This window comes from Brevundimonas vesicularis, from assembly GCF_027105095.1.
GTDB classification, from domain to species: Bacteria; Pseudomonadota; Alphaproteobacteria; order Caulobacterales; family Caulobacteraceae; genus Brevundimonas; species Brevundimonas vesicularis_E.
In genome coordinates, this window is sequence record NZ_CP114278.1 from 2,130,647 (window position 1) to 2,144,989 (window position 14,343).

12 protein-coding genes are annotated in these 14,343 nt (G+C 65.6%); 3 read left to right on the forward strand and 9 right to left on the reverse strand.

Annotated elements, in window-relative coordinates:
• From O2K97_RS10600 to O2K97_RS10615, 4 genes are all read right to left on the reverse strand, one after another.
• Positions 1–3,093: a TonB-dependent receptor gene (locus tag O2K97_RS10600; protein ID WP_269219235.1), complete on the reverse strand. Its 3,093-nt coding sequence runs from the start codon at positions 3,091–3,093 to the stop codon at positions 1–3.
• Positions 3,094–3,292: 199 nt separating this feature from the next.
• Positions 3,293–4,798, reverse strand: a complete 1,506-nt coding sequence (locus tag O2K97_RS10605; RefSeq protein ID WP_269219236.1) for a tryptophan halogenase family protein — start codon at positions 4,796–4,798, stop codon at positions 3,293–3,295.
• Positions 4,799–4,888: 90 nt separating this feature from the next.
• A complete protein-coding gene (locus O2K97_RS10610; protein ID WP_269219237.1) occupies positions 4,889–5,590 on the reverse strand; it encodes a hfsB in 702 nt (233 codons plus the stop codon).
• Between the two features lie 47 nt (positions 5,591–5,637).
• Complete coding sequence (locus tag O2K97_RS10615; protein WP_269219238.1) at positions 5,638–7,077, reverse strand: GumC family protein; 1,440 nt, start codon at positions 7,075–7,077, stop codon at positions 5,638–5,640.
• A 121-nt stretch (positions 7,078–7,198) separates the two neighbouring features.
• Here O2K97_RS10615 and O2K97_RS10620 point away from each other — a divergent pair, with 121 nt between their 5' ends.
• Positions 7,199–7,948 carry a polysaccharide biosynthesis/export family protein gene (locus tag O2K97_RS10620; protein ID WP_269219239.1) on the forward strand — a complete coding sequence of 250 codons (750 nt, stop codon included), beginning with the start codon at positions 7,199–7,201 and terminating at the stop codon, positions 7,946–7,948.
• A gap of 9 nt (positions 7,949–7,957) precedes the next feature.
• Here the strand turns inward: O2K97_RS10620 and O2K97_RS10625 are convergent, their stop codons facing one another.
• Positions 7,958–8,263, reverse strand: coding sequence for a hypothetical protein (locus tag O2K97_RS10625; protein WP_039247692.1), 306 nt, complete (start codon positions 8,261–8,263; stop codon positions 7,958–7,960).
• A gap of 316 nt (positions 8,264–8,579) precedes the next feature.
• Between O2K97_RS10625 and O2K97_RS10630 the strand changes: the two genes are divergently transcribed.
• Together O2K97_RS10630 and O2K97_RS10635 are read left to right on the forward strand one after the other, a co-directional pair.
• Positions 8,580–9,164: an RcnB family protein gene (locus tag O2K97_RS10630; protein WP_269219240.1), complete on the forward strand. Its 585-nt coding sequence runs from the start codon at positions 8,580–8,582 to the stop codon at positions 9,162–9,164.
• A gap of 163 nt (positions 9,165–9,327) precedes the next feature.
• A complete protein-coding gene (locus tag O2K97_RS10635) occupies positions 9,328–10,269 on the forward strand; it encodes an RcnB family protein (RefSeq protein WP_269219241.1) in 942 nt (313 codons plus the stop codon).
• Between the two features lie 123 nt (positions 10,270–10,392).
• On the opposite strand, the gene gatB is transcribed toward O2K97_RS10635, so the two are convergent.
• From gatB to O2K97_RS10655, 4 genes are all read right to left on the reverse strand, one after another.
• Positions 10,393–11,886, reverse strand: coding sequence for an Asp-tRNA(Asn)/Glu-tRNA(Gln) amidotransferase subunit GatB (gene gatB / locus O2K97_RS10640; RefSeq protein ID WP_269219242.1), 1,494 nt, complete (start codon positions 11,884–11,886; stop codon positions 10,393–10,395).
• A gap of 2 nt (positions 11,887–11,888) precedes the next feature.
• Complete coding sequence (gene gatA, locus O2K97_RS10645; RefSeq protein ID WP_269219243.1) at positions 11,889–13,367, reverse strand: Asp-tRNA(Asn)/Glu-tRNA(Gln) amidotransferase subunit GatA; 1,479 nt, start codon at positions 13,365–13,367, stop codon at positions 11,889–11,891.
• 2 nt (positions 13,368–13,369) lie between these two features.
• Positions 13,370–13,657 carry an Asp-tRNA(Asn)/Glu-tRNA(Gln) amidotransferase subunit GatC gene (gene gatC / locus O2K97_RS10650; RefSeq protein WP_017506483.1) on the reverse strand — a complete coding sequence of 96 codons (288 nt, stop codon included), beginning with the start codon at positions 13,655–13,657 and terminating at the stop codon, positions 13,370–13,372.
• Between the two features lie 95 nt (positions 13,658–13,752).
• Positions 13,753–14,331 carry a hypothetical protein gene (locus O2K97_RS10655; RefSeq protein WP_269219244.1) on the reverse strand — a complete coding sequence of 193 codons (579 nt, stop codon included), beginning with the start codon at positions 14,329–14,331 and terminating at the stop codon, positions 13,753–13,755.
• Positions 14,332–14,343 lie beyond the last annotated feature (12 nt).

The window sequence follows — 14,343 nt, forward strand, 5'->3', positions numbered from 1 at the left end:
TTAGAAGGTGTAGCGCAGGCTGAACGTCACGCGGCGGTCGCTGCGGAAGTAGGATCGCGGCGCCAGCGGACCGGCCTGGTTCGCGCCGTTGAGGTTATAGGACGTCTGCTGCTGCGTGACGGTGACCTCGTCCAGCAGGTTGGCGCCATACAGACCGATCTTCCAGTTGTCGTTCAGGGTGTAGAAGATCGAACCGTCAAGCTGCCCGGTCGAGTCGTTGAAGATCGGCGAGAACGGGTTCACGTCGTCGCGCGGCGTCAGCAGGAAGCCGTTGCGCCAGTTGTAAGCCAGACGTGCCGACAGACGATCCCTCTCGTAGAAGACCGAGAAGTTGTAGGTGTGCTTCGACAGCTGCTGCAACGGCAGTTCCAGACCCACATAGCGCGGCTCGGTCACAGCGTTGGGGAAGGTCGAAGGCTCGACGTAGGTGTAGTTCGCCTCGATGCCCAGCCCGCTCCACAGGCCTGGCAGGAAGCTGTAGGTCTGCTGATAACCAATCTCGAAGCCCTTGATCCAGCCTGAGCCGATATTGACCTGCTGGTTGACCTGAGCGTCGGTGGAGACGCCCTGCGCGTTGCTGAACTGTTGGACGGTCGAACCGCTGGCCAGGATGTCCGACAGGTCCTTGTAGAAGGCGTTGAAGGTCACCGAGCTGCCCGGCTTGAAATACCATTCCACGCCCAGGTCATAGTTCCACGAGCGGACGCCCGTCAGCTGCGATCCGCCGGTGAAGGTGGTCAGCAGCGGGGCGGTGTTGACGTCGCCGCCATTGTCCCGGACCTGGTTCATGTCGGTGTAGAACAGGGTGGCGGCGAAGGCCGTCACGCCAAAGTCCGGGCGCGTCATGGCGCGCGACACGGCCCCGCGGAAAACCCATTCCTTGTACTTCAGATTGACGTTCAGGCTGGGCAGCCAGTCGTCATAGCTGTTGCCGCGCTCGACCTCTTGGAAGCTGCCGTCGCTGAAGGCGACCAGCTGGTTCAGACGGTCGTTCGACAGCAGGCAATAGCCCGGCGCCGACTGCCCCGGCTGGATGGTCGAGCAACGGAACTGCACAATCGCCGCCGCATTGGCCTGGGTCACCGGAATGTTCTGACCAGGGAAGCGCGGGTCGAAACCGTTCGCATCACCAAAGTTCTGCGCGATGTTGGGGCTGGAGATGAAGCCGCGCGTCTGGAAGTCGGTCTTGGCGTAGCGAACACCCAGGTTGCCGGTGATGGCGGTGTCCGGACCGAAGACATCATCCCAGCCGAAGTCGAACCGGACATAGGCCGATGTCGTCTGTTCGGCCGAGTTATTGATATCGCCCGGCAGGAAAGGCGTGCCGGCGATGGCGCCCGGACGCTGATCCAGCGGACGCCAGGTCGAGCCCGAGCTGCTCGCTGCAGCCAAGGCCGCCTGCAGCGTGCCGTCCCGATAGGCCGTAATCAGATCGGCTGTCGGATAGAAGCCGTTCATCGGCGTCGGATTGTGACCGCGCTGGAAGTTGGGGAAGTCATAGGCTTCGACAGCGAGCGGACCGGTGGTCTGGAACGGCGTGACGCCGCCAGCCCAGCTCTCGGAAATGGCGCCCCAGTTATAGGCGGTATAGCGACGCGTCTGCTCGCGGTCCGAATAGCGCGCGCCCATGCGGATGGCGCGTAGCGGCGAGTTGTCGAAGTCGTATTTGACGTCGGCCTTGAACGCGGTCTGATCGCCGTCCGACTGTTCGATGTGGTCCATCGCCGAACGATAGTAGAAGTTCGACGGGTCGTTTGTGCTGGCCGATGGCTGGCCCGAGGCGTCCACGAACTGGATGTCCGACACGCCGTGACGCCCTTCCCCGATCAAGGTGTAGAGCGGCGTGATGGCCCCATAGACGCTCATGTCCAGATCGTCGGCGCTGGCCTCGCTATACTGCGCATCCAGCCAGATCGACAGGCGATCGGTCGGATGGAATTCGGCGGCCAGAGAGAAGTCTTCGGTCAGGGTCTGCAGATCGCGCTGACGCTTGGGCAGAACCTGAAGGTTCGGCGCATTGCTGACCAGCAGACCGCTCGTGAAGACGCCGTTGGAGTCATAGGTGAACGACTGGCCCGGCAAGGGGGTCGGGTTGCCGCCGCTGCCCAGATCGACCTCGACCACGCGCTCGCCCCAGGCCGAGGTCGAGTCGGCGCGAATGTATTCGCCGGTCAGCTTGGCGCGGCCGTCGGTCGATTCCCATTGCAGCGAGCCATCCAGGGTCGAACGCGAACGGTCGAACTGCTGGGTCCGCACCGCGCCGCCGCGCGGGACGTACCGGCGATCCTCGCCGTTCGACAGATCGGACCGATAGGTGAAGTCGGTGAGGTGGCTGCCGTAGGCTTCGGAATAGAGATCGGATTCGCCATAGCTCAGCAGGGCGCCGAACGAGCCGTACTGGGTGTCCCAGACGTTGCTGATCAGGGACGAGAAGCCCAGGCCCGGCTTTTCACGCAAATCGCCATAAGAGCCTTCCGCCGTCGCGCCGAAGACGAACTTGCGGCTGTCGAACGGCTTGCGGGTGCGCAGATCGACCACGCCGGCGATGCCGCCCTCGATCCGGTCGGCCGTCGCGTTCTTGAAGACCTGAACACTGGCCAGCAGTTCCGGCGACACGTCGTTGAAGCCCAGGGCGCGCCCCGTGTTCACGCTGAAGGCGTCGCGGCCGTTGAACTCCGAGCGCACATAGCTCAGGCCGCGAATGATGACGTTGGAGCCTTCGACCGAGAAGTGGTCGGGGTCGGTCGGGCCCTGGAAGCGGTTGATGTTCACGCCGGGGATGCGCTGCAGCACCTCGTTGACCGACTTGTCCGGCAGGGCGCCGATGTCGTCGGCGGTCACGGCATCGACGAAGGTGTCGGAGTCGCGCTTGATCGCCTGCGAGGATGCGATCCGCGCGCGGATGCCGGTGACGACGACGTCATCGACCTGCGCCGCATCATCCGCGGGCGCCGTCGTTTGCGGCTCAGCGTCCGACTGGGCGTGGGCAGCGGTCGCGCCGACCACGGCGACGGTCAAGGCCAGGGCGGACACGGAGCGGCGCAGCCCTCGCGCAAAGGGCGCACGTCTGGCGTGAAAGATCTCTGACTTCATCATGGTTTCCCCCGAGGTCCGACGGCGATGCCCGTCGCGAAGTTGTCGGCAGCCTTATCGACCGTCCGCGAGCGGGTAGGAACGCTCGATTGACAGCGATGTCAACGCCCCAGGACAATCTTTCTGGGGTTTTCTCGGGCATGAGGGATGGCGGTCACCCTCAGCAAAGAATTTGGAACCGCGAAGGTCGCTCAACTCTCTACGACCGGCCGGCCATCGTCGCCGCCAGCGCATCGGCGTGGAACGGCAGGGCGTCAGCCGTGCGCCAGATGCTGTCACGGATCGCCGACAGTCGGCCCAGGTTGGCGTCATGACCGATGACGTCGGAAATCGGGTGACGTCCCTGCGGCGTCAGCCCCTGCCCCACCGCGACCGCCAGCCAACTTGATTCGGAAAAGATGTCATGGTCGCGCCTGACGATCCGACCCGTCTCCTCGAACAGGGCGATCTTGGCCGCCAGCCGGTCCGGGATCGGCATGTCGCGCACCTGCTGCCAGAAGCCCCCTTCCCGCTGCGTGACCTTGTAGTGCAGGATCAGGAAGTCGCGGACGGTGACGAATTCCTCCTCCATCAGCGCGTTGAACTCGCGGCGAAGGCCCTCGCTGTCTTTGTGCGATGGAAACAGGGTGATCAGCTTGGTGATGGCGCTCTGGATCAGGTGAATGCTGGTCGATTCAAGCGGCTCAAGGAATCCGCTGGACAATCCAACCGCCACGCAGTTGCGCTTCCAGCAGTCCTTGCGCCTGCCCGTGGCGAACCGTAGGCGACGCGGCTCGGCCAGAGCCGTACCCTCCAGCCGCGACATCAGCGCGTCCTCGGCGGCCTGATGCGAGAGATGCGCCGAGGAATAGACGTAGCCATTGCCCACCCGGTGTTGCAGCGGGATGCGCCATTGCCATCCGGCCTCGCGCGCCGTCGAACGCGTGTAGGGCGATAAGGGCTCCTCACGCTCGCACGGCACGGCGACAGCGCTGTCACACGGAAGCCAGGAACTCCAGTCCTCATAGCCTGACTTCAACGCCTGCTCGATCAGAAGGCCGATGAAGCCGGTGCAATCGATGAAGAAGTCGCCTTCGACGATCCGCCCGTCGTCCAGCCTGACGCCCGAGATATCGCCATCCGCTGCCTGCTGGACCTCGACCACCCGCCCCTCATGGCGAACGACACCCAGCCCTTCCGCAAAGCGGCGCAGGAAGCCCGCATAGAGCGCCGCATCGAAATGATAGGCGTATCCCAAGCTGGACAATGGCGACTGCGGCCCGCCCTGCGGATGAACAAAACGGCCACGGCGCGCGGCCTGCCAGGCCATGGAATAGGTTTCCAGCGGCTCCGACCCGCCTTCGGCGCAGGCTTTCAACCAGAAATGATGAAAGGCGATGCCTTCCATATCCAGCCCGAAGGCGCCGAACGGATGGAAATAGCGCTCGCCCTCGCGTCGCCAGCCGTCGAACTCGATCCCCAGCTTGAACGTGGCCTTGGTCTCTCGCAGGAAGTCCGCCTCGTCGATCCCCAGGCGCGCGTTGAACTTCAGGATTTCGGGGATCGTCGCCTCGCCGACGCCGATGATGCCGATCGCCTCGGATTCGACCAAGGTCACGGTCTTGCCGGCGCCCTCGAACGCCTGCGCCAGCGCCGCCGCCGCCATCCAGCCAGCCGTGCCGCCCCCGACGATGACGATGCGATCTATGATTGAGCCGTCAGACAACGCCGACCTCCATCGAAAACAGGGCGCTCCGGCCCGACGTCGCCCATAGCGTCATTCTCACATGGCGCCGAGACAGGAAGCGGATCGTCGCTAGCCCATCAGCCGCTGCAAAAACCCCGGCGCCTTGTAGGTCGAGCGGTTCATGACCACCCCGGCGATCTTGCCGCCGACGGCTTCAATCTCGTCGCGCAGGATGACCGGCGCGTGGGCGGCGGTGCTTTCTGCCGCGACCACCAGCACCGTCATGTCCACGAAGGGCGCCAGGATAATCGCCATGTCGTTGCGGTCTGCGGCGGGCGCGTCGATGACGATGGTGTCGGCGTGGGGTCGCAGCGCCTCCCAGTAGCGGGGCTCTCCGATCGCCTCGACCCGGTGTCCGGATCGCAGCGCCTCCATGTGGAAATGCGTCACCCACAGACGGCCGCCTAGGCACGACCGCGCCGTCAACAGTCGCGAGTCCGGCACCGGCTTTCCGTCGCGCCCGGTCACGCGCGGCGTCACGGCGTAAAAGCTGGATCCGTCAGGCGAGCCTTGCGCCGCCTTGCCGACCTGACCGAACCGATCCGGCTCGGCCGACACCGTCTCCAACTGCCCCTGTTGCGCCAGGTCGCCGTCGATCAGCCAGACGGGCTTGCGCGCCCGCACGGCCGCCAATCGGGCGAACTCACGCGCCACGGTCGAGACGCCCTCGCCGGTCGCGGCGGAGGCGAACTGGATCACCCGCGCACGGTGCGCCGGCGCCGGTCCCAGCGCCGCCCAAAGGCCCGCCATTTCTGAAGTCAGATCGACCATCGAATCGCCAAGGCGTTCCCTAAGCCCTCAGCCTAGCACGACTTTACCTACGCCGCCTTGGCGGGCGCGACGGCCAGGACCGGCATGTCCAGAGTGCGGCTGACCGAGGCCGGCGTCATGAAGCCGCGCCGCGTGAACACGCGCAACAGGCCGACGCACAGGGCGGTGAAGCCCGCGAACAGGAAGACCGCCGCCAGCAGCGGGATCTTCAGGCTCTTGCCCGTCGCCGGCGGCTGGGCGCGTTCGATGACGGTGACGTTGTCGGCGCCGGCGGCGACCAGGGCGTTGTCGGCGCGGCTCTGCGTCTCGCGCTGCTGGAACTCTCGGATGGAGGCGCTCAGCACTTCGCGATTGCCGGCCAGGGTCGTGTTCTCGGATTCCAGCGCCGTCAGCCGCGCCTGACGCGAACGGATATCGGCCAGCTGCCGGTCCAGGACCGCCAGACGCGCCGCGAGCGAGTCGCGCTCGGCTCGCGTGTTGATCCGCGTCGTCTCCAGCTCGGTCCAGACGGGGTTGGGGCCGGTGCGGACCTCCTTGGCCCCAACGGCCGTGCCGGTCGCGACATAGGCTTGCAGCTGATTGATCCGCGCCTCGATGTCCTTCACCGGCTGGGCGTCGGGCTGATAGCGCGACAGCAACTGCTCGCGCTCGGTGCGCAGTTGCAGCACCTGGTCCTGGGCCGAGATGTTGAGATCCTGCTGCAGCGCCACCTCCGCCGGTGTTCCCGCCTGCTGCGCCACCAGGGTGTTCAGCCGCTGGGCGGTCTGGTTCAGCTGGCTCTGTGTCGACATCCGGTCGGTGAAGACCGTCTGATAGGTCGCCGCCAGCGTCGCCTTGGCCGCAGTGAAGTCGCCGATGTCGTTGGACGCCAGGAAGGCCTCATAGGCCCGGTCCGCATTACCGAGTTCATCCTCGAAGGCGATGCGTTGGCTGGCGATGGCCGGCGTCTTGTCCTGGAAGACTTCGCGGCGATAGATCAGATATTGCTCGATGATCGTGTTCAGGACCCGGGCCGCCCGTTCGGGATCGTCGGCCTTGTAGGTCAGGTGGATGACCGCGCTGCCCGGCGCCGTGGCGACGCCCAAGCCGCCGCCGACGGCCTTCAGCGCGGCGGAACGCGCGGCCTGCGGACTGCCCTTGGGCTGCTCGCCTAGAATGGCGGCGGGGCCCAGCGCCTCGACCACCTTCTGACGCACGACGCTGGAGCCCAGGATGGCGGCTTCGGAGTTGGCGACCTCGTCGCCTTGCGGCGCCTGGCCCCGCTCGGCCGTGCCGACGCGCGGCTGATAGACGTATTCCTGGCCCACGCCTGCGAAGACCGAGCCGGTGGCGGTGTAGCTCTTCTTCAGCGTCATGGCGGCGGCGAACCCCAGCCCGAGGATCACCACGAAGACGACGATCATCAGCAGCAGTTCGCGGAACAACAGGCCGATCACGTCCAGAACGCCGTAGCGCGGCCTTGTGGTGACGTGTGCGGTGGAGCGCATCGGGCGGGCCGAATCCCTTGAAAGGCGTGTGATCCTCACCCTTCGCCCACCGGCGTTAACCGATGATTACCCATAACCGGCGAGGTTGCCTGATATCCCTCGTCGAGGCCGACCGATTCCCATGCTGACCGATCGCCGCCTGTTTCTGCTGACCCTGGGTTCAGCCGCCATCGCCGCCTCGTTGGCGGGCTGCGGCGGGGCTGGCGGCGTTCGCGATCCCCGGCGCGCCGACCGTTCGCCCTACGACGCGCTCGCCGGCCTGCCCTTCGCTCCCTGGACGGACCAGGAGCCGGAATATCTGCTGTATCCTGGCGACGAGATCGAGGTGGCGACTCCAACAGCCTCGGAGTTGACGCGCACGCTCAAAGTCGGTCCCGATGGTCGCATCGCTCTGCCCCTGATCGGATCGGTCATGGCGGCGGATCGCACCCTGCCCCAGCTTCAGCAGGTCGTCTCTGCGGCCTATGCGACCCAGCTGGTGCGCCCTGTTGTCGAGGTCACCCTACGCCAGGCCGGCCCGATCCGCGTTTGGGTCGATGGCGAGGTGCGCAACCCGGGCGTCTTCGAAATGATCGGCGATCTGGACGCTTATCAGGCGGTGATCCAGGCCGGCGGGTTCGCCCCGACGTCGCGTCAGGACAGCGTGGCCCTGATCCGTCGCGGTCCGGGTGGATCGCGCATGATGCGCGTGGTGGACCTGCGTCCGCGTCGCGGCGAGGTCGTGCCCTTGCGGCGTGGCGACATCGTCTTCGTGCCGCGTTCGACGCTGGGCGAACTGGCGGCCTTCTTCACCCAGGTGCGCGCCGCCCTGCCTATCGGCTTCAGCTATTCGATCAACGGATCGAACGGCAACGGCTACGCACAGTTCTGAGCCAGTCGTTTAGGCGACCAGCTGAACCACGCCCTGGTCGATGTAGCGACGCGCGGCCTTCTGCGCTTCGGCGATCTCCTCGCGTTCCATCTCCAAGCTCATCTCGCGGCGATAAACGCGCGCCTCGATAGAGCCCTTCATGGCCGCCAGGTTGAAGATCATGTGGGCCGACACCCGGTCCATCGGGCAACCGCCCGATCCGGCCGAATACATCATGCCCAGTTTGAACAGGTCGTCGCCGGACATGTCCGGCGTCGGCAGCGGCAGACCGTCGTCGTGGGCCTGCAGGTCGTGCGCCATTTCTTGCGCGTTCATCACCGTATCTCCTGATCGGGCGCCATTCTGAGCCCGCCTCTGAGACGCCATCAAATACCGGTGGTTTGAAGTTAAAGTTAACGGCGAAACGCCTCGCCCGGACTTTTCAGTAAAACAAAAATGAATACTTCCGACGGGATTCAGACCTCGGAAATCTCTGATAAATCTCTCGTATACGCCTCGCCGGCGCGGCCCACGCGCGCTCCGCAAACCTGACGCGATCGTTCAGCGGGCATTCAGGCGCGAAATCTGACCTTGCTCATCATTAACGGGTCGGGTCGGCACATCCGTCGGCAGCCCAGAATGGAGCACGAAGATGAACCGCCTCACCAAGGCCGCCGTCGTCGCCCTCGCCCTGTCGACCACGGCCGTGCCGATGCTCGTTCAGGCGCAGGACCGCGACCGCCGCGAGTATCGCCAGGATCGCCGTGACGACCGCCGCGACTTCCGCCAGGAACGCCGTGAAGATCGCCGCGACTGGCGCGACGGTCGCTATGACAGCCGCCAGGACTATCGTCGTGATCGCCGCGACGACCGCCGCGACTACTGGGCGGAACGCCGGGACGACCGTCGCGATTGGCGCAACGACCGCTGGGACCGCAACAACAGCAACTGGTGGCGCGGCCGCTCGGACTTCCGTGGCTACAACGGTCCGCGCTCAGGCTACTGGTATGCGCCCAGCTACGGCTATTACCGGGTCGAGCCGCGCTACAGCGGCTATCGCTGGCGCACCGGCGGCTATCTGCCGGCACAGTATCGCAGCTACTACGTCCGCGACCCCTATGTTTACGGCCTTCGCGAAGCCCCGCGCGGCTACCGCTACGTCCACGCCGGCAACGACATCCTGTTGATCGCTGTGGCCAGCGGTCTGATCGCCAGCGTCCTCTCGGGCGTCTATTAAGCCCCCGTCATAACCGGACGATCGAACCCCGCGGGTCTTGCCTGCGGGGTTCTGCTTTTTCCGGCAGCCCCTTGATTGCGAACGGTGTTCAGACTGGGTTCATCGCCACGGATCGAAGATCGCCTCAAGCCGCCGGAGACCCGGCGTGCAGGAACCAAAGACCATGAAACGCCTCCTGATGGCTTTCACCGCCATCGCCGCCGTCGCCGGCCCGCTTGCAGCCCCGATGCAGGCCCTCGCCCAGGAACAGGAACAGGAACAGCGAGAGCCGCCGCGTCGTGAACGCCCCTATGGCGGCGCAGATCGCCCGCAAATGTCGGATGATGGGTCTCGCGAACCTCGGTTTGGACGTCCTAACCGCCCGGTCGATGACACGCCCCGTCCTGAGCGTCCCAGCCGACCCGCAAACGATACGCCCCGTCCCGAGCGCCCGTCGGGTGGCGAACGTCCCAATGCAGGCGGTCAACGTCCAGATCGTCCCGAAGGCGGCTGGAACCGGCCTGATCGTCCCAACACCGGCGGCCAACGCCTCGACCGACCCGAAGGCGGTTGGAACCGTCCCGATCGCCCGAACACCGGCGGCCAGCGTCGCGACCGCCCCGAAGGCGGCTGGAACCGACCCGATCGGCCCGACCGCCCAAATGCTGGCGTTCAACGCCCCGACCGTCCCGGAAACGGCTGGAACCGTCCCGACCGTCCAGGCTCGGGCTGGAACAGCGGCCGTGACCGCGACCGTCAGCACCGCGAGTTCCGCCAGCGCTTCAACGGCGATCAATGGCGGCGCGACTTCTATCGCAACCACCGCTCGGACTGGTGGCGCAATGATCGGCGCTTCAGGGGCTACAACGGCGTACGCGTCGGCTTCTACTTTGCGCCAGGCTGGGGCTACTACAGCGTGCCGCGCTCCTACTGGGGCCGGTCGTGGTCGGTCGGCCAGTATCTGCCGGACGCCTTCTGGCGCTATCAGCTGAACGACTGGCGCACCTACGGCCTGGGCTATCCGCCCGATGGCACGCGCTGGGTCTCCGTCGACAACACCCTGTATCTGATCGACGAATACGACGGCTATATTATCGACGTCGTTCGCGACGCTTGGCGCTGGTAACAGCAAAGGCCCGGAGAGCAATCTCCGGGCCTTCTTTCTAGCTGATGTGTCGCTCAAGCAGCGAGCGACCGCGTCGCGAGCGTTAGCGACCAGCCGGGGGTTTGGGGGCCGCAGCCCCAAGCCTTAAAGGCCCAGCTTGGCCTTCAGGATGTCGTTGACCGCCGCCGGATTGGCCTTGCCGCCCGTGGCCTTCATGACCTGACCGACGAACCAGCCGATGGCTTGAGGCTTCTCGGCCACGGCCGCCGCCTTGTCCGGGTTCGCGGCGATGATCTCGTCCACGGCCTTTTCGATGGCGCCGGTGTCCGTGACCTGTTTCAGACCGTGCTTCTCGACCACCTCGGCCGGCGAGCCTTCGCCGTTCCACACGTGATCAAAGACCTCCTTGGCGATCTTGGACGAGATGACGTTCGTCTCGATCAACTCCACCAGCTGCGCGACGTGCGCCGCCGGCAGCGGGTTCTGGCTGAAGTCCTTACCCTCGGCCGCCAAGCGCGCCGAAACCTCGTTGGTGACCCAGTTCGACACCAGCTTGGCGTCGCGGCCCTTGGCGGCGGCTTCGAAATAGTCGGCCTTGGCCTGTTCCGAGATCAACACGATGGCGTCATATTGCGACAGGCCATAGTCGGCCATCAGACGCTTGCGCTTGTCGTCCGGCAACTCGGGCAGCGACGCCTTGATCTCGGCGATCCACGCCTCTTCCAGATCCAGCGGCAGCAGGTCGGGATCGGGGAAGTAGCGATAGTCCTGCGCCTCTTCCTTGGACCGCATCGAGCGCGTTTCGCCGGCTGTTGGGTCGTACAGGCGCGTCTCCTGAGTGATCGAACCGCCGTCCTCCAGAATTTCGATCTGGCGGCGCGCCTCATACTGGATCGCTTGAGAAATGAAGCGGAAGCTGTTGACGTTCTTGATCTCGCAGCGCGTGCCCAGATAGCCGAAGTCGCCCGTCTCCTTGAACTTGTCGTAGTTGCCGGCGCGGCAGACCGACACGTTCACGTCGGCCCGCAGATTGCCCTTCTCCATGTCGCCGTCGCAGGTGCCCAGATAGATCAGGATGGTCCGGATCTTCTTCACATAGGCCACCGCCTCGTCCGGCGTGCGCAGGTCAGGACGCGAGACGATCTCCATCAACGCCGTGCCGGCCCGGTTCAGGTCGACGTAGCTTTCGGTCGGCGAGAGGTCGTGGATCAGCTTGCCGGCGTCCTGCTCCAGGTGCAGCCGCTCGATGCCGACGTTGAAGAAGCTGCCGTCCTCGGCCTCCACCTCGACCACGCCTTCACCCACGATAGGGTAATAGAGCTGGCTGATCTGATAGCCGGTCGGCAGGTCGGGATAGAAGTAGTTCTTGCGGTCGAACTGGCTGCGGCGGTTGATCTGCGCGCGCAGGCCCAGGCCCGTCTTCACCGCCTGTTCGACGCAGTGTTTGTTCAGCGTCGGCAGCATGCCGGGAAAGCCCGCATCGACCAGCGACACCTGCTCGTTCGGTCCCGCGCCGAAGCCGACGGCCGCGCCGGAAAACAGCTTGGCCTTCGACGCCACCTGGGCGTGGATTTCCAGGCCCATGACGATTTCCCAATCGCCGGTGCGGCCTTTGATGGTCTTGGTATTGTCGCTCATGCTCACCACCACTTGCCCGGCTTGGCCGTGAAGCCCGCCGCCCGTTCCAGCGCGGCGCCGACCTGGAACACCGTCGCCTCGTCCAGCGCCTTGCCGATGACCTGCAGACCCAGCGGCAGGCCGCCGGCGTCCACGCCCGCCGGCACCGAAATGCCCGGCAGGCCGGCCAGATTGGTCGTCACCGTGAAGACGTCGTTCAGATACATGGTCAGCGGGTCGATCTGCTTGTCGCCCAGCGCGAACGCAGCCGACGGCGTCGACGGCGTCAGGATGGCGTCCACCTGGCCCCAGACGTTGTCGAAGTCCTCGGCGATGCGGCGACGCACCTTCAGCGCCTTGACGTAGTAGGCGTCGTAGAAGCCAGCCGACAGCACATAGGCGCCGATGGTCAGGCGACGTTGGACCTCCTTGCCGAACCCTTCCGCGCGCGAGGTGGCGTACAGGTCGTCCAGCGACTTGAAGTCCTCCGCCCGGTGCCCGAACCGCATGCCGTCGTAGCGAGCCAGGTTCGACGACGCCTCGGCCGGGGCCACGATGTAGTAGGTCGGCAGGGCGTATTTGGTGTGCGGCAGGCTGATCTCGACGATCTCGCAACCGGCGTCCTTCAGCCAGGCCACGCCTTGGTCCCACAGGGACTGAATCTCGGCCGGCATCCCGTCCACGACATATTCGCGCGGCACGCCGATGCGCAGACCCTTGACCGACTGGCCGACCGACTGCGTCCAGTCGGGCGTCGGAATGTCCAGGCTGGTCGAATCCTTGGCGTCGAACGAGCACATGGATTGCAGCAGCAGGGCCGCGTCCTCCACCGTCTTGGTGATCGGCCCGGCCTGGTCCAGCGACGAGGCGAAGGCCACCATGCCGAAGCGGCTGGCGCGGCCATAAGTGGGCTTGATCCCAACCGTGCCGGTGAAGGCGGCAGGCTGACGGATCGAGCCGCCGGTGTCCGATGCGGTGGCGGCCAGACACAGGTCCGCCGCCACGGCCGAGGCCGAACCGCCCGACGAACCGCCAGGGGTCAGCTCGGCGTTCGAGCCGGTCGACTTCCACGGGTTCTTGACCGGACCGAAGGCCGAGGTCTCGTTGGACGAGCCCATGGCGAACTCGTCCATGTTCAGCTTGCCCAGCATGACCGCCCCGTCGCGCCACAGATTGGCGGTGACGGTCGATTCATAGGGCGGCACGAAGCCGCGCAGCATGTTGGAGCCGGCCGTCGTCTGGACGCCCTCGGTGCAGAACAGGTCCTTGATCCCCAGCGGCGCGCCTTCCAGCGCCCCGCCCTGGCCGGAGGCGATGCGGGCGTCGGACGCGCGGGCCATGTCCATGGCCTTGTCCGCCGTCACCTCGACATAGGCGTTCAGGGTCGGATTGGCGGCCTCGATATTGGTCAGGAAGGCCTGGGTGATTTCGGCCGAAGTGAAGTCCTTGGCCTTCAGCCCGTCGACGGCGCCCTTCAGGGTCAGTTTGGTCAGGTCGCTCATGACTATTCGACCACCTTGGGCACGACGAAGAAGCCGTCCGCCGACTTGGGCGCATTCGACAGGACCGCATCGACCTTGGCGCCGTCGGTGACGACGTCCTCGCGCAGGCGCAGCGGCTGGGCGACGTTCGAGGTCATCGGCTCCACGCCTTCGACATCCACCTGATCCAACTGCTCGATCCAGGCCAGGATGCCGTTCAGCTCCTGCGCCAGCGGCTCCAGCCGGTCCTCGGGGGTCTTGATGCGGGCGAGATGCGCAACCTTGCGCACCGTCGCAGCGTCGATGGCCATGCGGCCCTCCAACACACAAAATGAAAACGAAGCGGTCGGATTAGCCGCCCGCACTGGGATTCACAAGGATCAGCCGCCCGTCGTCAGGCGTGATCTCACTGCGACGTGCTGACGGACACCGCGTCGGGCGGCGTCTCGCCGCCTGAGGAGAAGTCGATCTGCACCGTGCGCTCCATCTTCTCGATGTCGCCGTTCGGCCTCGCCGTGTCCTGACGCACCGCCAGGACCACACGCCCGCCTTTCGCCTCGACGACCTTCCATTCGGCATAGTCGCCCAGAGGATAGGCGCGCCAGCCCTCGGCCGGGCCACCGAACAGGGCGAAATAGGTCACCAGACCATTCACCGCCGGATCGCCGCCTGACAGGCTGAAGACCTTGGCGTTCTGGTCCGGCAGAGCCTGCAACTGCGACACGTCGGCGGCCGTGCCGATCTCTTCGCGTGCAGCAGCCGCGCGCCGTTCGGCAGGCCCGACCGGCTTGGTGGTCGAGGGCGGGGCCGCACGCGTGATCGCGGCCGGCGTCGGCGCAGCGGCGGCGACATTAACATCTTGGGTGGTCTGGCTCTTCGCCGGCGCATCGGACTGGCCACATCCACTCAACACCAGCCCGAAAGCCGTCATCGCCGCTGTCGCCGTGCGCATGTCATCGTCCTTCCTGTCGATCGTCTTCACCATCGCCTTTGACTT